The sequence below is a fragment of the Vibrio tubiashii genome (assembly GCF_028551255.1).
GTDB classification, from domain to species: Bacteria; Pseudomonadota; Gammaproteobacteria; order Enterobacterales; family Vibrionaceae; genus Vibrio; species Vibrio tubiashii_B.
This window is the reverse complement of sequence record NZ_CP117029.1, coordinates 2099943-2120786: the sequence shown is the minus strand read 5'-3', so window position 1 is coordinate 2120786 and position 20844 is coordinate 2099943. Positions and strand designations below refer to the sequence as shown.

Here is a 20844-nt window from a genome sequence, read left to right as displayed (position 1 = left end):
TCATTTATGCTTATAAACTCCGCGTCTTCTCCTAGCTATCTGCATTCTGGCTTAGAAACCTATCTACAACTTGTCTATTATCTATTAATTGAAAAAGGGATATTGCTATGAGATCAGCCAAACTGTATCGCTATGAATTGCCGATGGACAGTGGCGTGATACTGCGTGAACAAAAGCTCAAGCAGAGAGAAGGATTTGTCGTTGAGCTTGTTCTTGATGGTGAGTTGGGTCGAGGTGAAATAGCGCCTTTACCGGGTTTTAGCATCGAGACGATGGACGATGTTTACTCACAATTGGTCGAGCAGCTGGCTTTGTGGCAACAAGGGCAAGCGTTCAATTTTGATGAGCTCTACCCATCGGTCGCCTTTGGTTTATCAATGGCCGAGTTAGAGCTTAATAAACAGCTGCCAGAACAAGGCTGCTTTCAAGCGGCGCCGCTATGTTCTGGTGACCCAGACGAACTTCTGCCTAAGCTGAATGCCATGACGGGTGAGAAAGTAGCCAAGATTAAGGTCGGTCTGTATGAGCCGATTCGTGATGGGATGCTGGTCAGCCTTTTCTTAGAATCGATTCCAGATTTAACACTTCGTTTAGATGCTAACCGAGCTTGGACGGCTGAAAAAGCGCAGCAATTTGCTAAGAAGATTGCCCCTTCGTTGCGTGGCCGCATCGCCTTTATCGAAGAGCCATGCCAAGCACCGGGAGACAGCTTTTCTTTTGCCATTGATACAGGCATTGCGATTGCTTGGGATGAAACGCTGCAACATGCGATCCGCAAAGATGACTTCAAGCTAGAAGACCTTAATGGCGCGAAAGCGATTGTGATCAAGCCGACTCTGATAGGTTCGATTGAGCGTTGTATTGAATTGATTGATAAAGCCAAATCACTTGGCATTAAAGCAGTAGTCAGTTCTAGCATTGAATCTAGCCTTGGTCTAACTCAGCTAGCAAGGTTAGCGCACTGGCAACTTCCTGAAGAAGTACCGGGACTGGATACCGTGGGGCTGTTTGCTCAGCAGTTAGAAGTTCCATGGCCGGGTTGTGAACTGCCTGTCGCAAGCTTGTCTGAGCAGGCTCTAATCTGGCAGTCGTAATGAGTCAGTTATCTCCTCTACGTCAATGGGCTCAATCGAGCCCATCTTTATATGCTCTCTATACCCCCAACCAAAGTTACACTTGGGCTGAGCTCGAAACTGCCGTTGACCAAGTGGCAGCCTCGTTGGCAAGCCAAGGTGTTGGCGCTGGAAGTGTACTTACATGTGTTGGCAAAAATAGTGTTGAACTGATTTTGGTTTATCTCGCCTGTTTAGAGCTAGAAGCAATCTGCGCGATAACCATGCCGCAAACAAAAGCAGAGTTTAAACATAAACTCTCGGCATTATATTCCGAGCCCAAGCAGGCAAAAGTGTGGCTATCAACGGATGTACCAGAGCTGCGTAGCTTGCAAAATATTGTGCTGAAGCCTTCGATGACTGAGCTTAATCAGAGCAAGTTTAGCAGCGAAGCGCTTGCTTCAATTGTATTTACGTCAGGTTCAACAGGTGCTCCTAAAGCGGTTGCTCATACCTCAAAGCAACATTTAGCCTCGGCTCAAGGTTTGCTGCAGCGCTTTGCGTTTAAGCAGGCAGACAGTTGGTTACTGAGCCTCCCTATGTACCATGTCTCCGGGCTGGCGATTATCTATCGCTGGCTGCATAGTGGTGCTAGCTTGAAAATGGGCAAAGGGGAACTGGCAGAAGATATTCAGGGCGTCACTCACGCTTCTTTAGTTTCGACTCAACTTAAGCGGCTTCTCGACAATGAAGTGAAGTTGTCACTCAGCCATGTCTTACTCGGTGGCAGTCATGTACCTTTGGCGCTCAGTCAACAAGCTGAAAAGCTAGGTATTGAAACATGGCTCGGTTATGGAATGACAGAAGCTGCGTCAACCGTGACAGCAAAACGTATTGACGCCGAATACACTGCTGGTGAGTTGTTACCCAAGCGTCAGCTTCGTCTGGAAGGGCAAAGAATTTATATTGGCGGTGAGACGTTAGCCTCTGGTTACTATGTACAAGGGGAGCTATTGCCAATTACTGAACAGGGTTGGTTTGATAGTAAAGATCTCGGTGAAATGATTGGGCGAGAACTGAAGATCATCGGCCGTGCTGACAATCTGTTTATCTCCGGCGGTGAAAACATCCACTGTGAAGAGATAGAACAGGCGCTGAATCAGATTCCTTTTATCAGCCAGTCGGTCATTGTACCGATACCAGATAGCGAATTTGGTCACAGACCTATTGCCATTATCAAGGTAGCAGATGAGATTGATGAGTTAGCAATAACAGAGCATCTAAAAGGGTCATTAACCAAACTCAAATGGCCTGTTGCCTACTATGCTATGCCGGATGAACTGTTACAGGGTGGGATTAAAATCTCAAGACAGAAGGTAAAGCTGTGGTTGTTGGAGCAACTCGCTCAATAACCAAAAAGAAGTGCAGACTCGGTGACTAAGCGAAAATGCACTTCAGGGGGATGCGGTGAAGGTGAAATCACCGCAATTCTTTATAAACTATTTTTCAGTAAACCTTGGATTAGTTAGCAAGGATGGTTTTCATCTGCTCTGCAACTTTGTCCACTTTGCCAAGGCCAACGATAACTTGCAGACCGCCTTTGCCAACAGGAACTACCCCTGCCGCACCAAGCTTCTTAAGTTTTTCACTGTCTGCGACAGCAGAATCTTTTACTGTTAGGCGTAGACGAGTAATACAGTTGTCCACTTCTAGGATATTTTCAGCACCACCAATAGCCTGAATGTACTCTTTCGCAAGACCTGCGATGTCTTCATTTGACTCACTAGCCATATCTTCGCCGCGACCCGGTGTCTTAAGGTTAAACTTAACGATAGCGAAACGGAAGATGGCGTAGTATAGGCAGAAGAATACCAAGCCTTGAAGAATCAGCATGTACCAGTTGGTTGCTAGCGGGTTCTGGCTTGATAGAACGAAATCAACAAAACCTGCCGAGAAGCCGAATCCTGCCATCCATTCCATTGTTGCAGCGATGTACAAAGACAAACCAGTTAGCACTGCGTGGATTAGGAACAACACAGGTGCAAGGAACATAAAGCTGAACTCTAGTGGTTCTGTGATACCTGTAAAGAAAGATGCCATTGCTGCGGCAAGCATAATCGCAAACACTTGGTTCTTGTTTTTAGCATCAGAGCAGTGGTACATAGCCAGAGCAGCCGCCGGAAGGCCAAACATCATGATTGGGAAGAAGCCCGCTTGGTACATACCTGTTTGACCAGGAATACCTGTACCGTTAGCGATCGACTGAGCACCGCCCAAGAAGTTAGGGATATCGTTGATGCCGACGACGTCAAACCAGAACACTGGGTAAAGTGCATGGTGCATACCGATAGACAGGAATAGGCGGTTGAAGAAGCCAAATAGACCAGCACCTACCGCACCCATACTTTCCAGTTTAATACCAAACTGGATTAACGCGTCATATACCGCAGGCCAGATGTAAAGCAACGCAAAAGAGAGTGCCATACCAGCAAGAGAAGTTAGAATTGGGACTAAGCGTTTGCCACTAAAGAAAGCGAGAGCTTGAGGGAGTTCAACGCTTGAATAACGGTTGTAAATCTCAGCAGAGATAATACCGATAATAATACCAATAAACTGGTTACTGATTTTACCAAATGCGGCTGGTACTTCGTCTGCGCTGACACCAATCAACTGAGCCACAGAGCCTGGTGCCAGTAGAGTTGTCACGACCAAGAACATAACAAAGCCCGACAACGCTGCCGAACCGTTTTTGTCTTTACTTAAACCAAAGGCAACACCGACAGCAAACAGTACTGCCATGTTATCAATGATGGCTGCGCCTGATTTAATCAGAAAAGCCGCGAGAATATTTTCTGATCCCCAGCCGACGGGATCGAGCCAGTAGCCAATCCCCATCAGTATTGCGGCTGCAGGTAAGGTCGCGACTGGCACCATCAGTGCCTTACCGACTTTTTGCATGTATCCGAGTATGTTCATTTATGCCCCTAGATTTTGATTATTGATTTTTTGATGAGCTAGCACAGTGAGAGTCACTCTTAGCGCTAGGTCACACTTAATAGATTTGGGACTATTTTATGACTTATTTTATGGTGCGAACAAACGAATCAGGTAGTAGGATGAATTAAAATTTTTAATCCATAGGCGCAATATGGCAAACCAACAGCTGTTGCTTAGAAACCTTCACACCTTTGACATGGCGGCGAAAACGTTAAGCTTTACCATTACCGGGAAACAGCTTCATCTTACACAGGGAGCCGTTAGTCATAGAATCAAAGTGTTAGAAAAAGAGTTGGGCTTTAACTTGTTTGTCAGAGGGACTCGACAACTCGAACTGACCGAAGAAGGCGCCAGATTTCACAGCACCTTGTCGAAAAACCTCCATGGTATCTTCTCTGAAATTGAAGAGATAAAGTCGACAGACATGGTGGGGGAGCTGAACATTGCTACCTCGACGGGCTTTGCAAATGGATGGTTGCTGCCAAGATTGTCTGATTTTAAAAACAAATACCCTAAATTCAATCTCAATATTTGGGGCTATCAAGAGCAGGAAGATTTCCATAAGCACAATATTGAAGTCGCCATTTACTACGATACAGAAGACACCAAGGATGTGTATCGCAAGCGCCTGTTCGGCGATGAGTACATTCCTGTTTGCACGCCGCAATATGCAAAAAAACATCGCGTGTATGAAGATGGTTTAGAATCGCTGAAACGAATTAATTTTATTCATGCAGTCGGTTCAGACGTTTGGCAGCGGTGGCGTGACTATATGCAGCTCGATATTGATATTTTTAATCAGTTTTACTGCGTGAGCCATCGTGAGATGGGTTATATCAGCGCGCTACACAATCTTGGTGTTGGGATGGGGAGATATCAATTTGTCAAAGATTTGATTGAATCTGGTGAGCTTGTGACACCTTACCCAAGCATGTCGACAACTAAGGGATATGATCTGCTGTGCCCATTGGGAACAGAAGATAGACCGAAAATTCGTACCTTTATTAATTGGATTGAAGGGCAGTTGTAATAGAAAAAGCAACTTAGTTAATTTAGCAATTTCATAGTCCAAATCTGAATTTAGCTTTCTTATAACCCTAACTCATAATATCTCAAGAAAATTAAGAGCTAGGGTATAAGGATATGAGAGTGATTTTGGTTATTGCGGTGATCTTACAGATCATTGTTGCCGTTCAAAGTGAGGGTCTTACACGAGCGTTAGCCGAGCTTTCAGCATTCTTGCTCGTGTTAGGGATCGTATTTAGCTTCAAACAGAAAAAACGAGCTCAAGCTGCGAAAGATATCGGCCGCTTAGGCTAATAACAACCAAGCTAAAGATGTGGTTGAGATTAGAACCCACAGAGTAACACCAAACATCAAAGGTTTCGGGCCTGATGACTTAAGCTTTTCCACTGAAATTCCGCATCCAATCAAGAACAAACAAACGACGAGCGCTCGCTTGGCAATATCGAATATGCTTTGATAAATGACTTCAAATTGTGGCAACAAATCGCTCACAGCAATAGCCACGCAGTAAAACAAGATAAAGTAAGGGATGGTGATTTTTTTCGACTCACTGCGAAATAGGAATGCACTGACAAAGGCGACAGGAATGATCCATAGCGCGCGTGCTAATTTAAGTGTCGTTGCCGTCGTTAATGCTTCTTCACCATAGGCTGAAGCTGCTCCCACCACTGAAGAGGTGTCGTGAATAGCAATCGCGGCCCATGTACCAAAAGTGTGTTGATCGAGGTTAAGTGCATGTCCAATCACGGGGAAAACAAATAACGCGATAGAGTTAAGCACAAAAACTGTTGCGAGAGATAAACCTATTTGCTCGTCGTTGGCTTTGATTGCTGGAGACACCGCGGCAATCGCGCTACCCCCACAGATAGCTGTTCCTGAAGAAATAAGATGTCCCGTCTGTTTGTTTAACCCTATAGCTCTTGCAAGCCACCATCCAATAACCAGCGTGCCAACAATGGTCGCGATGATTAGCCCAATGCCATCAGAGGTTACGGCTAATGCTTGTTCGAATTGGATCCCAAACCCTAAGCCAACGATTGAGTAGGCGAGTAGCTTTTTGGTTAGCTTAGCGAGATTGAACTGTTTTGGAACTAAACCAAGCGAAGCGAGTAGAAATCCAATCACCAAAGCGGTAGGGGAGGTGATAAATGGAGTTAAGCAAATCGTGAGTGCAAGCCAAAAAGGGGGTTGCTTGTTGAAGTTATTCATTATTTTTATTGAGGTAGGGGGAGATCAAATAGGAAAGCGCTATTTTAGCGAACCCAAAACGATAAAGAGAGTTGAATGAATTGAACATGCGTTAAGAAAAACTTAACGCATGTTCGAAGCTTCATGATTGGGTTTAACGCCAATCGCCTCGTAATGTCGCTACTTTATCATGCATAACGGCAGTCGAAGCATTTGCTGGGTCAACCGGTTCGCCGACTTCAATTTCAATTTTCGACCAAAAACGTGTTGGCAGCCCTTTACATGCAGATCCTTTGTGACGGCTGAAATAACTACCCCAAAGTCCTTTGAGTGCGATTGGAATGACAGGAACAGGACTGCGCTTAATAATGATATCCATCCCGCGCATAAACTCACTCATCTCACCATCTGAAGTAAGGCGTCCTTCAGGGAAGATACACACGATATGACCTTCAGACAGCGCTTGCTCAACATCATTAAATGCCTTAACGATCGAGCGGCGGTTATTGGCCGAGATAGGGATAACTCCAGCACGTTGCAAGAAACGTTTTAGTGGCGGCAAGTTGGCGTACTCTTCTTCCATCACAAAACGGATCAACCTTGGGCATACTGCGCTGAGCAACAAGGCATCCATATAACTCACGTGGTTGCAAACGAGTAAGGCGCCACTTTTCTCTGGTAAGTTATGCGTGTTCTTATGGCTGACTCGATACATGGTATGAGTGATAACCCACATTAAAAAACGCACCACGAAAATAGGCACTTGTATAAACAAGTAGCCCGCCACTAAAAGGTTAAGTACTGCTAGCAGTAAGAAAAGCTGCGGAATGGTTAGCTCAATAATGGTTAGGCAAACAATGCCTAACACTGCGCTTCCAACCATAAAAAGCGAGTTATAGATGTTTAGTGCAGCGATAACCTGCGCTCGCTCAGTAACTTTTGCTCTTTGCTGCATAAGAGCATACAAGGGAACAATAAAGATACCACCGGAAGCCCCGAGTAAAAGCAGGTAAGCAAACACTGACCATAAAGGTTTGTGCATGACAAATTCGCTAAAGCTTGCAAACTCAGGTAACTGCTGAGGAACGGACGTTGCCATCAGCGCACCAAAAATGGTGATGCCCAAGCTACCTAACGGCACAATACCGACTTCAATTCTATGGTTAGATAGTTTGTCACAAGCTAAAGAACCAACCGCAATACCGACAGAAAACAGCGCGAGTAAGAAAGATACCGCGCTTTCGCTACCATTGAGGTAGAGCTTAGTGAAATTCGGGAACTGAGTCAGGTAAGCTGCACCTAGGAACCAAAACCAACTGATTGCCATCAGTGCGCGAAAGATAGTTTTATCCGCTTTAGCAATAGCGATGGTTTTCTTAGTTTGCTTAACAGGTTGCCATTTAAATTTAAGATCCGGAGCACTAGCAGGTGCTTCAGGAATAGAACGACTAGAGATGTAACCAAACACGGCAAATAGCACTACACAAGCCGCTGCAACATACTTGGCGTTTTCAGCTGACGCAATCACTCCGGCGCCAAGCGTACCCAACAAGATCGCGAGGAAGGTACCGGTTTCGACAAGTGCATTACCTGGAACCAACTCGTTAGGCTTTAACTGCTGAGGAAGAAGGGCATACTTCACTGGACCAAAAAATGCCGATTGTGTGCCCATAAGAAACAGTAGGATCAGCAAGATCACGTAGCTTTCAGTAATAAAGCCGATCGCGCCCAAGCACATAATGCCAATTTCAGCGAGCTTCACTTTACGAATAAACCAAGATTTTTCGTATTTATCGGCAAGAACACCAGCAGAGGCAGAGAAAAGGAAAAAGGGAAGAATGAACAGCCCTGCCGCTAGGTTAATGAATAAGTTGCTGGATATAGGTAGTGCTCCAGCACCTGCAAATGCAACGAATAGCAATAATACGTTTTTGAAAATATTATCGTTAAAGGCACCAAAAAACTGAGTAACGAAGTAGGGCAGGAAGCGCTTCTGTCTTAACAGGGAGGTTTGGCTATTCGACATTCGCAGATCACCAGTTGCTCAAATAATTAGAGAGTAGGTTTTCGATCAGCTCTTTTCCATCAATCGGTTCAGCAGCGAAGAATTTATCGTCGACACTTAACAGCGTAATACCATGAACACCAGACCATAATACACGACTTGCTTGAAGCACTTCTGCTTGGCTGCGCTCTGGTCCAATCAATTGCAATAGTTGCTCAAGCATGCCTGTCATGGAATCAATGCGCTGGGCTTGCCATTCTGGCAGCGTTTCACCATTCATATTGTGCTCAAAGATTAACTGCCAGCGATGTGGGTGGCGCTGAGCAAAATCATGATAACAGTATGCGAGTTCATACAGTGCTGATTTAGGATCTTGGCACTGGGAAACCACTTCTTTCGCTTCTTCCGAGAGCTCATCTAGCGTTTGAGCCACCGCGTGGAGTAGTAATAGGTTATAGCTGCCAAAGACATTCACTAGAGTACTTGGCACATAGCCGATCATTGTCGCTACCTTTCGCAAGCTCAACTCATGATAAGTGTTGCTTGCCAAAAATTCTTTAACAGTGTTTAGCGTAAGCGCGATAAGTTCTTCTCGCGTATGATCGTTTCTTCGGGCCATGGTGAGTAATCTAAAATGAACAATGTTCAATATTCTAATGAGCCTCTACCCATATCGTCAACAACCGCATGGGTAATTTGCAATATTCTGATACATGTGCGGAGACGTTTTGGTTTGAATATGGGGCTGCTAGAGTTAATATAGTGTAATAAGTATAAGTTTATAACCTTTACAGGAACCTCAAAGGAAGAATATGAAACGACTCTTTTCCCTTGTTGCTCTACTGATGGTATCCGTTGCGATTACGCCAGTAGCAGAAGCGAAGAAGTTTGGCGGCGGTAAATCGTTCGGCAAGAGCTTCAAAACGGCGCCAGCGCCTAAGCAGCAACAGCAAAACACAAACTCTATTGGCAAAGACCAAGCGGGTAAAACACAAAGCTCAAGCAAAAAAGGTCTGATGGGCGGCTTGCTAGGTGGTTTACTAGCAGGTGGTCTACTTGCTGCCTTCTTTGGTGGTGCATTTGAAGGTATCCAGTTTATGGATATTCTTATCATGGGTCTGATTGCATTTGTTATCTTTAAACTAATGCGTGGCATGCTTGGCGCTAAGCAGGGCAGCATGAATCAGAATCGCCAACAACCGGCTTTTGGTGGTTCTTCAGCGCCCAAGTTTGAGCAACCTAATGTTCACAACTTTGAACAGCCACAAAATAGCGGTGCTCAAACGGGTGGTTTCGGTTTTGGTGCGCAAACAGATGTACCACATAACTACCCACCGGGTTTCGACCAAGCGGCTTTCGTTAATGGTTCTCGTGAGCACTACCGTATTTTGCAAGGTGCTTGGAACCACAACCAACTTGAAACGATTGAAGAATACGTTTCGCCAAGCTTGTACCAAGACCTTATCTCAGAGCGCGCTAAGCTTGAAGGTGAGCAGCACACTGATGTGATGTATGTTGATGCCGAGATTGTACGTGCGGATTACGATGCGAGCAAAGCTCAGCTAAGCCTTCAGTTCAGCGGACGTTACCGTGACGCAGTTGAAGGTATCGAAGAAGATATTACCGACGTATGGCACTTAGAGCGCGATCTAACTGCACCAAACGCACCTTGGTTAATTGTTGGTATCCAAGCTTAATCAGCATTGAAATTGAAAAACGCCTGAGCTTTTTGCTCGGGCGTTTTTGTATTGAGATTACTCCAAGTAGGCTGATACAATCCTAGAACAAAAACAACGAAGAAACGATGAGAAGGTAAGTAAAGTGGCTGAATTTAAATACAAAAATCTATCCCAAGAAGAGCAAGATAAACTAGACGCAGCGGTGTTTCGTCGTCTGCTTACACATCTGGATGACAACAAAGATGTGCAAAATATCGATCTAATGATTTTGGCAGGTTTCTGTCGTAACTGTTTCAGTAAATGGTACAAAGCTGAGGCGGAAACACAAGGTTTAGACCTAGACATTGATGACGCTCGCGAACGTGTTTACGGCATGACTTACGATGAGTGGAAGCAAAACCATCAACCGAAAGCGACACCAGAGCAATTAGCGGCATTCGAAGCGCGTCAAAACAAAAAGTAATCGTCAGGTCCACAGACCCTAGATTTAAAAAACCGCTACTCAATGAGTAGCGGTTTTTGTATATCTAGCCAAAGGATATAGAGGCATGGCTGAAGTTAGCTAATCTGGCCTGTCGTTTCAAATTCTTCTAGTTTGATAGAGTATGGCTGTGTATCTCCAATATTCTCTTTAACCCATTCTGCGTTGTAGTAAGTATCTAAGTAACGCTCACCGCTATCACATAGCAGAGTAACGATAGAGCCTTTTTCTCCACGTGCTTTCATTTCGCTAGCCAGTTGAAGAACGCCGTAAAGGTTTGTTCCGGTAGAAGCGCCCACCTTACGACCTAGAATTTTCTCTAGCCAGTGCGCAGTTGCGACAGATGCTGCGTCTGGAATGGTGCGCATCTCATCAACTACGCCAGGAATAAAGCTTGGCTCTACGCGTGGACGGCCTATGCCTTCAATTTTGCTTCCATTGTTGCCGGTTAGATTTTTATCGCCGGTTTTGAAGTAGTCGTGGAATACTGAGTTTTCAGGATCGACTACGCACAATTTGGTGTCGTGCTGTTGGTAACGAATGAAACGACCAATAGTTGCTGAGGTACCACCAGTACCTGGACTCATCACGATCCAAGCGGGTACTGAGTGATCTTCCATTTCCATCTGACTGAAAATTGAGTTGGCAATGTTGTTGTTGCCGCGCCAGTCGGTTGCTCGCTCGGCGTAGGTAAACTGGTCCATATAGTGACCATTTAACTCTTTAGCTAGGCGGTGTGACTCTGCATAGATCTGATCTGAGCGATCTACAAGGTGAGCCTGACCACCGTAAAATTCGATCTGCTCGATTTTCTTACGTGCAGTGCACTTTGGCATGACAGCGATAAATGGTAAGCCAAGTAGGCGAGCAAAGTAAGCTTCAGAAACCGCAGTACTGCCTGAAGATGACTCAATGATGGTTGTCTCTGGGCCAACCCAGCCATTACAAATGGCATACAGGAACAGAGAGCGCGCTAAGCGATGCTTAAGGGAACCTGTCGGATGCGTACTTTCGTCTTTTAAGTAGATGTCGATGCCATCAACGCTCGGTAAATCGAGTTTGATAAGGTGTGTATCAGCACTACGCTGATAGTCAGCTTCGATTTTACGGACTGCATTGTTAATCCAGTTATGGTCAGTACACATAGGGTTTCTCCTTAGAATCGTTATGAGGTTAATTTACCTATTAATGGGGAGAAAAGCTTTGCTATTTTTATCGCATTTTGCTTTATTTGGAGAAAATATTTCTACTTTGAGAAGTGTGTGGATATGGATATTGATAAAATTGACCGCAAGATGCTCGATCTACTGCAAAACGATGCGACCTTGTCTCTTAACGAGCTGGCGGAGGCGGTTAACCTGACTACAACACCATGTTGGAAGCGACTTAAAAAGCTAGAGGAAGCGGGCGTGATTCAAAAGCGAGTCGCCTTGCTTAACCCCGAAAAACTCGATCTGTCATTCACTGCATTTGTGCTAGTAAAGACAAGTGACCATTCTCACGAGTGGTATAGCCAGTTTGTTTCCACTGCGTCAGAGTTTCCTGAAGTAATGGAGTTCTACCGTATGGCGGGTGAGTACGATTACATGATGAAAGTATTGGTTAAAGATATGCAGTGCTTTGATCATTTTTACAAAAAACTGGTCAACTCTGTCGAAGGTATTTCTAACGTGACCTCTACCTTTGCCATGGAACCGCTTAAGTACACCACGGCTCTTCCAATATGCCATACGTAAAGAAGTGTATGGCAGGGTAAAGCCAAGTAAAGCTCATTTTTAAACTTGTTAAGTGTGACTAATCTGACAACAAACACACATAACAAGGATGAATAAAATGTCAGCATTACCATCAACTAACGCCTTGAGTTTTGTCATTGCAGCGACACTACTTAGTGGCTGCAATGGCGGAGATGACTCAAGTAGCGCTGCTTCAACGCCTTCGGTATCAGGCAATAACATCACTAACCTTTTATTTACTAATCTTTCAGGTGATTGCCAACAATATTTGGGTACGTTTTTTTCTACTGTGAATGACATCCAACGCTCACTCGTTTACACCGGTCAAACGCAGATAACGTCGAGCGGTAGTAAGTGCATTATTCAGTCGAATGCGATTCCTAACCATGACTTCAATGATGTGACGGCTTCATTTGCCACCAACGTCTCCGAGCAATCGACCTACTATGAGTTTACCGCTTCGCCAAGCTTCGCTGGTTCTACTACCGCGTTAAGCTTGGGGACGTCAGAAGCGGTGCTGCTTAACGGCGTTAAAGTCGATCTGTTGGCGGCTGCTTGCTACGGTGTGGGGGATGAACGTACGGGTTGTGGTCAAAGTGAAATCAACAATCCGTGGCGCTACGATCCGATGTCGTCTCTAAACGGCTTTGGTACCGATATTCACAATGCGCATGTCCAGCCTACCGGGGAGTATCACTACCACGGCAATCCCGTTGCTATGTTCGTGCAAGATTGTGCGGGGGGAGAAGCCTCTCCGGTAATTGGCTTTGCCGCTGATGGGTTTCCAATTTATGGCAGTTGTTTCCTAGATAGTTCAACCAGTCAGGTTCGTAAGGCGACTTCTAGTTACCGCTTAAAAACGGGGGCGCGTGTTGATGTGGGAAGCTATACGGCTCCCGTTGTGGGTGGCAACGTTGCGAGCAGCAATTATGACGGGCAGTTTCGTGGCGACTGGGAGTACTCAGCAGGGTTGGGAGACCTCGATGAATGTAACGGCATGACGGTGAATGGTCAGTACGGTTATTACGTTACCGACGCATTCCCTTGGGTGATTAATTGCTTCAAAGGTAGTGTTGATACTAGCTTTAGTGGTTTTAGTATTGAGCGTTCGCACGGGCACACGCATTAAAAAGCCTCCGTCAGGAGGCTAGTCTTGGAAGGATGATATTATTCAGTAAAGCGCATGACGCCTTCTTGTACCGCAGAGGCCACCAAGTCACCATTGCGATTGTAAATCTCACCACGCACCAGACCACGCGTATTGCTCGCAGTTGGGCTTTCAATGACATACAACAACCATTCGTCCATCTTGAATGGACGGTGGAACCAGATCGAGTGATCGATGGTGGCGACTTGGAATTTCGGAGTCATTAAAGAGACGCCATGAGGGTGAAGGGCAGTGACTAAGAAACCCCAATCAGAGGCATAGCCAAGCAAGTACTGATGGATCAATTGATTATCTGGCATTTCGCCGTTTGCTCGGATCCACAGATACTGTTTCGCTTCGACTTTCTCTGGTTTTAGAGGATTAACGACAGTGACAGGACGCATTTCAATTGGCTTTTCACCACAGAAGGTCTTCTTTAGTTTTTCTGGTAAAAAGTCGGCAATACGTTCCGCTAGTTCTGACTCAGAGGCATAGTTTTCAGGCCCCGGAATATCCGGCATGGTGTTTTGGTGCTCAAATCCTGGAGCTTCACCGTGGTAAGACGCGGTTAAGTAGAAAATTGGGCGACCATTTTGAATGGCTTTAACACGGCGGGTGCTGAAACTGCGCCCATCACGGAGATTTTCTACGTCATAGATAATCGGTTTTTCAGGATCACCAGGGTAGAGGAAGTAACTATGGAACGAGTGAACAGTACGGTCTGCATCAACGGTATAACGCGCTGCTGATAAGGCTTGGCCTATCACTTGACCTCCATAGACTTGAGGAAGCCCTAAGTTTTCACTTTGACCTCGAAACAGGCCCTCTTCTAGCTTTTCAAGTTGGAGCAAGTCCAGCAATTCACTTAGAGGTTTACTCATTTTCTCTACCTTATATTCTTTGTATCTAGGTGGCATTTTACCCGCTTTAGTGACAAATAAAACAGTTGTTTGATTTCTATGTCAGGCAAAACTCAACATAGTTAAAGTCTTGTCAATAATCATCGAATTGCAATGACAAGCAAATAGCGTCTACTTATAATTCTCGAAAATCTAATAAGTTAAGAGAGTGCTCAATGAAGAAAATATTCGCGTTAGTCGCTACAGCAGTACTAGGTTTGGTACTGGTGGGCTGCCAATCTGCCGAGATAACTCAATCACAAAATAAAGTCGAAAGCGTGACAGGAACCGTCTCTTACCGAGAGCGAATTGCATTGCCAAAAGGCTCATTGATTACCGTGACTTTGCAAGATGTCTCTTTGGCTGACGCTCCTGCTAAGGTTATCGCTAAACACCGCTTTGAGACCAATGGCGCGCAATCGCCGTTTGAGTTTGATTTGGCTTACCATACCTCAAAGATTGATCCGCGCCACCGTTATAGTGTCAGTGCTCGTATCGAAGTGAATGGTAAGCTACGTTTTATCTCTGATACCATTTACCCTGTGATCACGGATGCAGAGAAGACCAAAGAGGTAAATTTACGTCTTGTTGGAGTGCGCCACTAGGTAAGCAGACTTAAGTTAAAACGATGGCAGCGCTGCTAAGGTTGCCATCTATATTTGTTTAATTTCACCTTTCCGTCATTGCTGACTTCGACCCCTTCCGCTATCAGCGCTTCACGTTGGCGTACTAAATCTTCCCCTTTAAGTGAAATCCTACCCTGGCTATTAATCACACGAAACCAAGGCAATTTACTATCAGCAGGCAAGTTCCCTAGGGCTTTTCCTACATGGCGTGCATAACCGGGATAACCCGCCATTTTTGCGATCTCGCCGTAAGTACTGACTTTTCCTAAGGGAATTTGGTGAATTACTGCAAAGATTTGCATTAAAAACTGGTCCATAATGACTGTGTCCTAGTACAGATTTCCAAGGAATGGATAAGGAGAGGGCATGGTATTTTCTACATTTCAGTTCTTAGTGACAACTCTGTTAGCTGTAGTTTGTGCTAGAGCTATCAGCATTAGTGAAGGCGATATTCCGGTATTAGCCTTGGTAATTCCTGCATTATGGATTTTCCCTCAAGGCGGTCTTGTTGGCTTAGTATTAATGGCTGCAATGACAACCTATGGTCTAACCCTTCCTCATCAACCTATCACACTTTCAGTGAGTTTGTGGGTCTTGTTTCCTTTGTTAATGGTGGCCTTCTCAAGACGCAGTAGTCTTGGTGTGGTACTTACCAGCTTCTTAATTGTTGCGACCTTACTGATAGGTATTATGGTCACGCAAGCCGGAGATAAGCTAGCAGGAGAGCCTATCGTCACTCTCGTTCAAACTCTATCGGTTGCGGTAATCTGGTGGGCAGCTTCACATTGGAAACCATCAAATAAACACAGTTGGTGGGCGCTTGGATTGATTCTTCCTCTTTGGATTGCTGACCTATCTTATGCGGCATTAATCGCTTTGTGCATTACTGGCATCATGGCTTCGATGGAGAGCTTGTCTCAGCTGAAAACCTTTCGTTGGAGTAAGTTGCTTTGCTGGACATTGCCGACGGTTGGCTTTGCTGCTTTGGTTGTTTCACCCAATATCGAAGTACCGAATCCGGTATTTGTCGTATGGATTTGTTTACTAGGCACAGCCTGGATGACGGACTACATTTTGCGCAGTGTCGAAGAGAATCAAGATATATAATAAATCTATTTTTTTTGATTGAACATGCAAGCTTGGCATAGGAAACTTGTTGTGTCAGAATTGCCGAAAATCTGCTCTAGTCAGTCAAGGAAAGGCTTACATCAATAGGGCAATTTTCTGACCTATCATAACTATTCAAAAGGGATTTAGAAGCGACATGAGTCTTATTTGGCGAACGACTCTTCTCATCATTAGTATTATTTGCGCCCCCGTGGCGATGAGCAATGTTGCCTATAAAGTAGGGATTGAGGCGGATGACTTTGTCACGCGCACCCTGTTTGATTCGGTTTCTGAACGCTTTGGAATTGAGATCGAATACGTCTATTACCCGAGCTTCAATGACATTCTTGAAGCCGTTAAATTAGGGCACGCAGACTTTGCCGCTAACGTAACTTATACCCCAGAGCGCGCAGAGTTCTTTGACTTCTCTAGCCCAACCAATATTGAGTTCACTTACCTTTATAGCTTGCAAAACGCCACGTTGGCTTCTGCAAAGGTTATTGGTATTCCGCAAGGCACGATCTACGGTGACCTGATTTCCGTCAACTATCCAGATATCGCCCAGATTGAATACACTGGGCATGATCACGCTAAAGCACTCCTTGAACAGAATAAGGTTGATGGCATCGTGGATGCGATCAATCAGCTAAAACCGATGTTGCTGGCGGGTTATGATGCTCAACTGCTTAACAATCAATTGTCGATTAAGCCTGTTTCAATCATTGCACCCAAAGATGTGCATAGGGATTTACTTGCGACTATCGAAGCTTACATCCATACCGCGGAAATTCAGAAGCGCTTAAGGGAATCAGTGAAGCAATATCAGTTTGAACTGCGTCAACAAGCCTTGCGTCAGTCTGTTATTGATAGCAATTTGAACCTCAATCGAACCTACAAAGTTAAGCTAGAGAATGTTGGCCAATACACGGTTTACCATAAAGATGGTCAGGTGACGGGGATCAGCGCCGATGTGGTTATGCAGTCTTGTCAAATATTGATGCTTAACTGCCAAGTAGTGAGTCATGCCGATGAAACTTGGGAGAGCATGTACCAAGATTTTGTTGCCAAGCGGATTGATATCATTGCCCCACTAATTGTTTCGGAGCCAAGAAAACATATTGCCGAGTTTAGTGACCCCTACTACTTCCCTGAAGTGGTGATGATTAAGCGCGAAGGGTATAAGGATAATGTTTATAGTAATGTATCGGAGCTGATCGTTGAGCAAATCGGTGTGTTAAAAGATGACTTTTTCGCCGATCTGCTTTCTCAGCTGTTGCCTAATAAAGAGCTCAAATCATTCTCGACCTCCCAGCAACTTTACACTGCTCTACTAAACGGCGATATCGACTACATGGCAACTAGCCGAGCAAGCTTCAATAAAAAGTTACGCGAATCAAAAGATTTACTCCCACTCGAAGAGGATCAGCTGATAGGCAGCTTTTACCGCTCAGATGTCGCGATTGGCTTTGTTAAAAACGAAGTCGGTGCCCAGCTTGCGCCTCTGTTTAGCCGAGCAATAAAAATGCTCGATATTGGCTTTACCATTGAGCGCTATGATTACCAGCCGAATTGGCGCGTGACACTGCAAGCTGAACAGGCATTCTCACGTAAAAGTCATATCCTTTTTGTCATGGTGATTGGCTTTATGTTGATCGTCTCAATGTACCTACATAGTCAGTCAAACACAGACCCTTTAACGCGTTTAAAAAATCGCCGTTCTCTGCACCAACGATTTAGCACTGGTGTGAGTGCCGATATGACGGTCATCTATCTTGATGTGAACCACTTTAAACAGATTAACGATACCTATGGTCATGAGGTAGGGGATATGGTGCTGAAAAGTGTCGCCGAACATATTGAGCGACTATGGAAAGGGCGCTGTTATCGAATCGGTGGCGATGAGTTCATCTTAATTGGCAAAATAGATAAGCAAAGTGTTTGTACCATACTCGAAACACTCAAAGTAGTGCCTTTTAGCTCACAGGAGCACAAACTTAGCTTTGATATCTCTGTCGCTATCGGTATTTCGTTACCACGTCGCACCTTTATGAGCTTACAAGAAGTGCTTAACGAAGCCGATGAAGCGATGTATCAGCATAAACAGCAGTCAAAACAGTGTGCTAACGAAGACATCAATGAAGGTAAAAACGTCCATTATCTCAATTAATGGTTACTGACTAAGCAGTTGAAACGAAAAGAGGCGTTTTATTCGGTGTTAGACTTGAAATACCCCATCGGATGCTTGATAATCCCCTCACTCCTTAGCGATGCTAAGGAAACAGAATCTATGGAGGCCCTGGTCCTCCCGCAACAATAGCTCGTGAACTCGGTCAGGTCCGGAAGGAAGCAGCCGCAGCGTGTGACTTGTGTGCCGGGATGTGGCTGGGGCCTCCACCCATCTAAAACGCCGCTTTTATTAGCGGCGTTTTGCTATCTGCCTACCCAACTTTTCTATTCGTAGTTTCATCCAATTCTTCGATATTTGCCCTTGCTGCTTTATTGCAGATAGGGGGACATTAGCATTATTGTTATAAATAATATTTTCAATCAATGCGTTATGGTGAGAGATAGAATGATCAATTTGGAACAAACTATCGCTTTTGTTACTACGGTAGAAGCCGGCTCTTTTTCAGCCGCGGCGAGAAAGCTCAATAAAAGTCAAAGTTCAGTCAGTATTGGGGTAAGTAACTTAGAAGATGAGTTAGGCCTAAGTTTATTTGATCGTCAAACCCGTAAGCCCACTTTAACCAAGGCGGGTGAAAGGCTTTATCAACAGGCCAAACTTTTGTTGCGGCAGGCAGATAAGATGAACAGCTTTGCTCAAGCGGTTTACAATGAGGTCGAAACCAAGATAGTTATCGGTGTTGATCCTATGGCACCACTAAGTTGCTTAGACTCTGTCTTGATTGGATTAGAAGAAAAGTTTCCCAACACCGAAGTACAAATTCAGCTTCTCGACCACATAGCCTTGCAGCAAGCGCTACTCAATCATGAGATTGACCTCGGTGTACACTTTGGTGCTGATGCTTACCCTCAGTACCTCAATTTTATCACCATTCATCAATATGAGTGGCAGTGCGTATGTAGTCCTGACTATCCACTGGCTGATCTATCAGAAGTCTCCAATGAAGAGTTACTCGCTGCGCGACAAATCATCGGCCGCTCACTCAGCAGTCATCCTGTGTTAAGTAAAACCTCTATTTTTTCGCAAGATACTTGGCAAGCGGATAACTTGGTTCAGTGCAGTCATCTTATTGAACTTGGTATGGGGTGGGGAATCTTGCCATCAGATTGGAGCGATGAGCGTATCGAGTTAGGATCACTTGTTTCCATAAAGCCGGAGTTTAATCAAACTAAGATGTACTCAGGCTTAGACTTAGTATGGGCAGCGAACAGAGATATGGGCAGAGTCGGCCAATTCATCATTGATTCATTTAGTATTCGAAAATCGAATAGTAACTAATTTAAATTATTCGATGCTCGCAAGTAAGATTAGGACAACTTAATAAAGGAACTTTCACATGAAGAAGACACTACTTGCACTAACCCTACTATCTAGCGTCGGTATCACTGTTCCAGTACAGGCTGTGACATACCATGAGCCCAATCCGCAAATGGAAGCAAATCTTAACCATTACGGAGCGGGTGTTGAGAACTGGGAAGAGAAGCGTTTTGTCCAGTTTACCATGGCAGATGCGCATCTTTATCATCACTGGGCTCAGGTAGAGAATAACCCAAATAAAGCGATGCCTATCAAGGTGTTAAACAGCTTTGACCCAGCTAAAGTAATGTTGGACGATGTGATTCCGGGACACAAAATCTCGTTGTACGATGTGATGCGTGATCGTGCCAGTATCCAAAACTACGTCATCATGAATAAAAAAGGCGAAGTGATCGCTGAAGATTATTGGAATGGTACCAATAAAGATACGCTGAACCATATTATGTCTTCGACTAAGTCTTTTTCGAGCATGGCTGCATTTATTGCTGAAGAAGAAGGCTTGCTCAGTATGAATGACCCTATCGGTAAGTATGCACCTGAACTGAAAGGTAGCGAGTGGGCGAACATTCCTCTTCATTACTATGCTGATATGACCGCGGGTGTCGTGAAGCTACCTAAGAGCCGAGACGGGTACCACTGGTCAAATTATGCGGCTGGTGCAGATGGTTCATGGGATAGTTCCATGCCGTCAGCGATGGGGTATAACGGCCACGTAGAGAAAGATGGCAAGCTAATTCCACGCCCAGATGCGAATGGTGAGATAAATTCTTTTAGCGAGTACCTATCAAAAGTTTTCGTTAAGCAAGCCAAACCAGCAAACCCACCGGGCTTTGGCTATGAGTATCGCGATATCAACACGGAAATGTTAGGTTTGGCAGTTTCACGTGCAAGTGGTATGACACTCGCTGAGTTTTACGAAAAGTACCTATGGAAGAAAGGTGGCTTTACCAGCGATATGGCAATGTATACCAGTGTGAATAAAGAGTCTATGGCATCTGGCGCTGCGAACATGACCACACGTGATTTTGCGATTGGTAGCTTCTTAATGGTTAACGACGGCAAGAACTTTAAAGGTGAGCAAGTACTGCCTAAAAAGTACATCGAGCAAGTTAAGAATGGCGATGCTGAAGTAAAACAAGCTTGGGGTCGTATTTCTTACGAACATCTATTAATGCCAACGGCTTTCTACAAAAACCAATGGCGCACCGTTGAGTTTGGTGGGCGCAAGTTCTCTACCATGATTGGTGTGAACGGTCAGTTCTCAGCGTTTGACCACAAAACAGGTAACATCATTGCATTGACAGGTGCATATCGTGAGCCGTCTGGTCAGGCTATGGTTCTGCTTTACGTCGAGCAAGTTATTCTTAATATTTTCAATCAGTTAGATAAATAAAATTAT

20 protein-coding genes and 1 other RNA gene are annotated in these 20844 nt (G+C 44.8%); 14 read left to right on the top strand and 7 right to left on the bottom strand.

Annotation, left to right across the window (positions count from 1 at the left end):
* Positions 1 to 107: 107 nt before the first annotated feature.
* Together menC and menE are read left to right on the top strand one after the other, a co-directional pair.
* The gene (gene menC, locus LYZ37_RS09605) at positions 108 to 1094 is read left to right on the top strand and encodes an o-succinylbenzoate synthase (protein ID WP_171321147.1); all 987 of its coding nucleotides are present in this window, start codon (positions 108 to 110) and stop codon (positions 1092 to 1094) included.
* On the top strand, positions 1094 to 2464 hold the full coding sequence (gene menE, locus LYZ37_RS09600; RefSeq protein ID WP_272785334.1) for an o-succinylbenzoate--CoA ligase: 1371 nt from the start codon (positions 1094 to 1096) through the stop codon (positions 2462 to 2464). Before menC ends, menE begins: the two co-directional genes overlap by 1 nt.
* A gap of 109 nt (positions 2465 to 2573) precedes the next feature.
* Here the strand turns inward: menE and nagE are convergent, their stop codons facing one another.
* Positions 2574 to 4028, bottom strand: coding sequence for an N-acetylglucosamine-specific PTS transporter subunit IIBC (gene nagE / locus LYZ37_RS09595; RefSeq protein WP_272785333.1), 1455 nt, complete (start codon positions 4026 to 4028; stop codon positions 2574 to 2576).
* Positions 4029 to 4200: 172 nt separating this feature from the next.
* On the opposite strand from nagE, the gene LYZ37_RS09590 reads away from it, so the two are divergent.
* Both LYZ37_RS09590 and LYZ37_RS09585 read left to right on the top strand, forming a co-directional pair.
* Positions 4201 to 5079, top strand: coding sequence for a LysR substrate-binding domain-containing protein (locus tag LYZ37_RS09590; RefSeq protein WP_272785332.1), 879 nt, complete (start codon positions 4201 to 4203; stop codon positions 5077 to 5079).
* Between the two features lie 113 nt (positions 5080 to 5192).
* Entirely contained in the window at positions 5193 to 5369 is a 177-nt protein-coding gene (locus LYZ37_RS09585) for a hypothetical protein (protein ID WP_171321150.1), read from the top strand.
* Here the strand turns inward: LYZ37_RS09585 and LYZ37_RS09580 are convergent.
* The 3 genes from LYZ37_RS09580 to LYZ37_RS09570 all read right to left on the bottom strand — a co-directional run bounded on the left by LYZ37_RS09580 (position 5361) and on the right by LYZ37_RS09570 (position 8887).
* A complete protein-coding gene (locus tag LYZ37_RS09580) occupies positions 5361 to 6284 on the bottom strand; it encodes a YeiH family protein (RefSeq protein WP_272785331.1) in 924 nt (307 codons plus the stop codon). The two genes, LYZ37_RS09585 and LYZ37_RS09580, sit on opposite strands and share 9 nt — an antisense overlap.
* 133 nt (positions 6285 to 6417) lie before the next feature.
* Positions 6418 to 8289 (bottom strand): MFS transporter, encoded by a 1872-nt coding sequence (locus tag LYZ37_RS09575; RefSeq protein ID WP_272785330.1) that lies wholly within the window; start codon positions 8287 to 8289, stop codon positions 6418 to 6420.
* A gap of 7 nt (positions 8290 to 8296) precedes the next feature.
* Positions 8297 to 8887 (bottom strand): TetR/AcrR family transcriptional regulator, encoded by a 591-nt coding sequence (locus LYZ37_RS09570; RefSeq protein ID WP_004748257.1) that lies wholly within the window; start codon positions 8885 to 8887, stop codon positions 8297 to 8299.
* Between the two features lie 193 nt (positions 8888 to 9080).
* Here LYZ37_RS09570 and LYZ37_RS09565 point away from each other — a divergent pair, with 193 nt between their 5' ends.
* Together LYZ37_RS09565 and LYZ37_RS09560 are read left to right on the top strand one after the other, a co-directional pair.
* A complete protein-coding gene (locus LYZ37_RS09565; protein WP_004749324.1) occupies positions 9081 to 9965 on the top strand; it encodes a Tim44 domain-containing protein in 885 nt (294 codons plus the stop codon).
* Positions 9966 to 10089: 124 nt separating this feature from the next.
* Positions 10090 to 10410: a DUF1244 domain-containing protein gene (locus LYZ37_RS09560; protein ID WP_004748255.1), complete on the top strand. Its 321-nt coding sequence runs from the start codon at positions 10090 to 10092 to the stop codon at positions 10408 to 10410.
* A 95-nt stretch (positions 10411 to 10505) separates the two neighbouring features.
* On the opposite strand, the gene LYZ37_RS09555 is transcribed toward LYZ37_RS09560, so the two are convergent.
* Complete coding sequence (locus tag LYZ37_RS09555; RefSeq protein WP_272785328.1) at positions 10506 to 11573, bottom strand: PLP-dependent cysteine synthase family protein; 1068 nt, start codon at positions 11571 to 11573, stop codon at positions 10506 to 10508.
* 123 nt (positions 11574 to 11696) lie between these two features.
* On the opposite strand from LYZ37_RS09555, the gene LYZ37_RS09550 reads away from it, so the two are divergent.
* The gene (locus LYZ37_RS09550) at positions 11697 to 12164 is read left to right on the top strand and encodes an Lrp/AsnC family transcriptional regulator (RefSeq protein WP_272785327.1); all 468 of its coding nucleotides are present in this window, start codon (positions 11697 to 11699) and stop codon (positions 12162 to 12164) included.
* A gap of 97 nt (positions 12165 to 12261) precedes the next feature.
* The gene (locus LYZ37_RS09545; protein WP_272785326.1) at positions 12262 to 13293 is read left to right on the top strand and encodes a YHYH protein; all 1032 of its coding nucleotides are present in this window, start codon (positions 12262 to 12264) and stop codon (positions 13291 to 13293) included.
* Positions 13294 to 13331: 38 nt separating this feature from the next.
* On the opposite strand, the gene tesB is transcribed toward LYZ37_RS09545, so the two are convergent.
* Positions 13332 to 14192, bottom strand: a complete 861-nt coding sequence (gene tesB, locus LYZ37_RS09540) for an acyl-CoA thioesterase II (protein WP_004748249.1) — start codon at positions 14190 to 14192, stop codon at positions 13332 to 13334.
* Between the two features lie 194 nt (positions 14193 to 14386).
* On the opposite strand from tesB, the gene LYZ37_RS09535 reads away from it, so the two are divergent.
* On the top strand, positions 14387 to 14815 hold the full coding sequence (locus LYZ37_RS09535) for a YbaY family lipoprotein (RefSeq protein WP_272785325.1): 429 nt from the start codon (positions 14387 to 14389) through the stop codon (positions 14813 to 14815).
* Positions 14816 to 14850: 35 nt separating this feature from the next.
* Here the strand turns inward: LYZ37_RS09535 and LYZ37_RS09530 are convergent, their stop codons facing one another.
* Positions 14851 to 15153: a DNA base-flipping protein gene (locus LYZ37_RS09530; protein ID WP_272785323.1), complete on the bottom strand. Its 303-nt coding sequence runs from the start codon at positions 15151 to 15153 to the stop codon at positions 14851 to 14853.
* 49 nt (positions 15154 to 15202) lie between these two features.
* Between LYZ37_RS09530 and LYZ37_RS09525 the strand changes: the two genes are divergently transcribed.
* From LYZ37_RS09525 to LYZ37_RS09505, 5 genes are all read left to right on the top strand, one after another.
* Entirely contained in the window at positions 15203 to 15943 is a 741-nt protein-coding gene (locus tag LYZ37_RS09525; protein ID WP_272785322.1) for a hypothetical protein, read from the top strand.
* 157 nt (positions 15944 to 16100) lie between these two features.
* Positions 16101 to 18110 (top strand): GGDEF domain-containing protein, encoded by a 2010-nt coding sequence (locus LYZ37_RS09520; RefSeq protein WP_272785321.1) that lies wholly within the window; start codon positions 16101 to 16103, stop codon positions 18108 to 18110.
* A gap of 127 nt (positions 18111 to 18237) precedes the next feature.
* Positions 18238 to 18334: signal recognition particle sRNA small type (gene ffs, locus LYZ37_RS09515), an RNA gene on the top strand.
* A gap of 181 nt (positions 18335 to 18515) precedes the next feature.
* The gene (locus LYZ37_RS09510) at positions 18516 to 19406 is read left to right on the top strand and encodes a LysR family transcriptional regulator (protein WP_272785320.1); all 891 of its coding nucleotides are present in this window, start codon (positions 18516 to 18518) and stop codon (positions 19404 to 19406) included.
* A 58-nt stretch (positions 19407 to 19464) separates the two neighbouring features.
* Positions 19465 to 20838: a serine hydrolase domain-containing protein gene (locus tag LYZ37_RS09505; protein ID WP_272785319.1), complete on the top strand. Its 1374-nt coding sequence runs from the start codon at positions 19465 to 19467 to the stop codon at positions 20836 to 20838.
* The last annotated feature ends 6 nt before the right edge of the window (positions 20839 to 20844 follow it).

Coding starts and splice junctions, on each gene's coding strand:
- LYZ37_RS09530 (WP_272785323.1), bottom strand. CDS start 15,153: ATGGACCAGTTTTTAATGCAAATCTTTGCAGTAATTCACCAAATTCCC.
- nagE (WP_272785333.1), bottom strand. CDS start 4,028: ATGAACATACTCGGATACATGCAAAAAGTCGGTAAGGCACTGATGGTG.
- LYZ37_RS09535 (WP_272785325.1), top strand. CDS start 14,387: ATGAAGAAAATATTCGCGTTAGTCGCTACAGCAGTACTAGGTTTGGTA.
- LYZ37_RS09570 (WP_004748257.1), bottom strand. CDS start 8,887: ATGGCCCGAAGAAACGATCATACGCGAGAAGAACTTATCGCGCTTACG.
- LYZ37_RS09545 (WP_272785326.1), top strand. CDS start 12,262: ATGTCAGCATTACCATCAACTAACGCCTTGAGTTTTGTCATTGCAGCG.
- LYZ37_RS09585 (WP_171321150.1), top strand. CDS start 5,193: ATGAGAGTGATTTTGGTTATTGCGGTGATCTTACAGATCATTGTTGCC.
- LYZ37_RS09580 (WP_272785331.1), bottom strand. CDS start 6,284: ATGAATAACTTCAACAAGCAACCCCCTTTTTGGCTTGCACTCACGATT.
- LYZ37_RS09555 (WP_272785328.1), bottom strand. CDS start 11,573: ATGTGTACTGACCATAACTGGATTAACAATGCAGTCCGTAAAATCGAA.
- LYZ37_RS09575 (WP_272785330.1), bottom strand. CDS start 8,289: ATGTCGAATAGCCAAACCTCCCTGTTAAGACAGAAGCGCTTCCTGCCC.
- tesB (WP_004748249.1), bottom strand. CDS start 14,192: ATGAGTAAACCTCTAAGTGAATTGCTGGACTTGCTCCAACTTGAAAAG.
- menC (WP_171321147.1), top strand. CDS start 108: ATGAGATCAGCCAAACTGTATCGCTATGAATTGCCGATGGACAGTGGC.
- LYZ37_RS09565 (WP_004749324.1), top strand. CDS start 9,081: ATGAAACGACTCTTTTCCCTTGTTGCTCTACTGATGGTATCCGTTGCG.
- LYZ37_RS09590 (WP_272785332.1), top strand. CDS start 4,201: ATGGCAAACCAACAGCTGTTGCTTAGAAACCTTCACACCTTTGACATG.
- menE (WP_272785334.1), top strand. CDS start 1,094: ATGAGTCAGTTATCTCCTCTACGTCAATGGGCTCAATCGAGCCCATCT.
- LYZ37_RS09550 (WP_272785327.1), top strand. CDS start 11,697: ATGGATATTGATAAAATTGACCGCAAGATGCTCGATCTACTGCAAAAC.
- LYZ37_RS09505 (WP_272785319.1), top strand. CDS start 19,465: ATGAAGAAGACACTACTTGCACTAACCCTACTATCTAGCGTCGGTATC.
- LYZ37_RS09510 (WP_272785320.1), top strand. CDS start 18,516: ATGATCAATTTGGAACAAACTATCGCTTTTGTTACTACGGTAGAAGCC.
- LYZ37_RS09525 (WP_272785322.1), top strand. CDS start 15,203: ATGGTATTTTCTACATTTCAGTTCTTAGTGACAACTCTGTTAGCTGTA.
- LYZ37_RS09520 (WP_272785321.1), top strand. CDS start 16,101: ATGAGTCTTATTTGGCGAACGACTCTTCTCATCATTAGTATTATTTGC.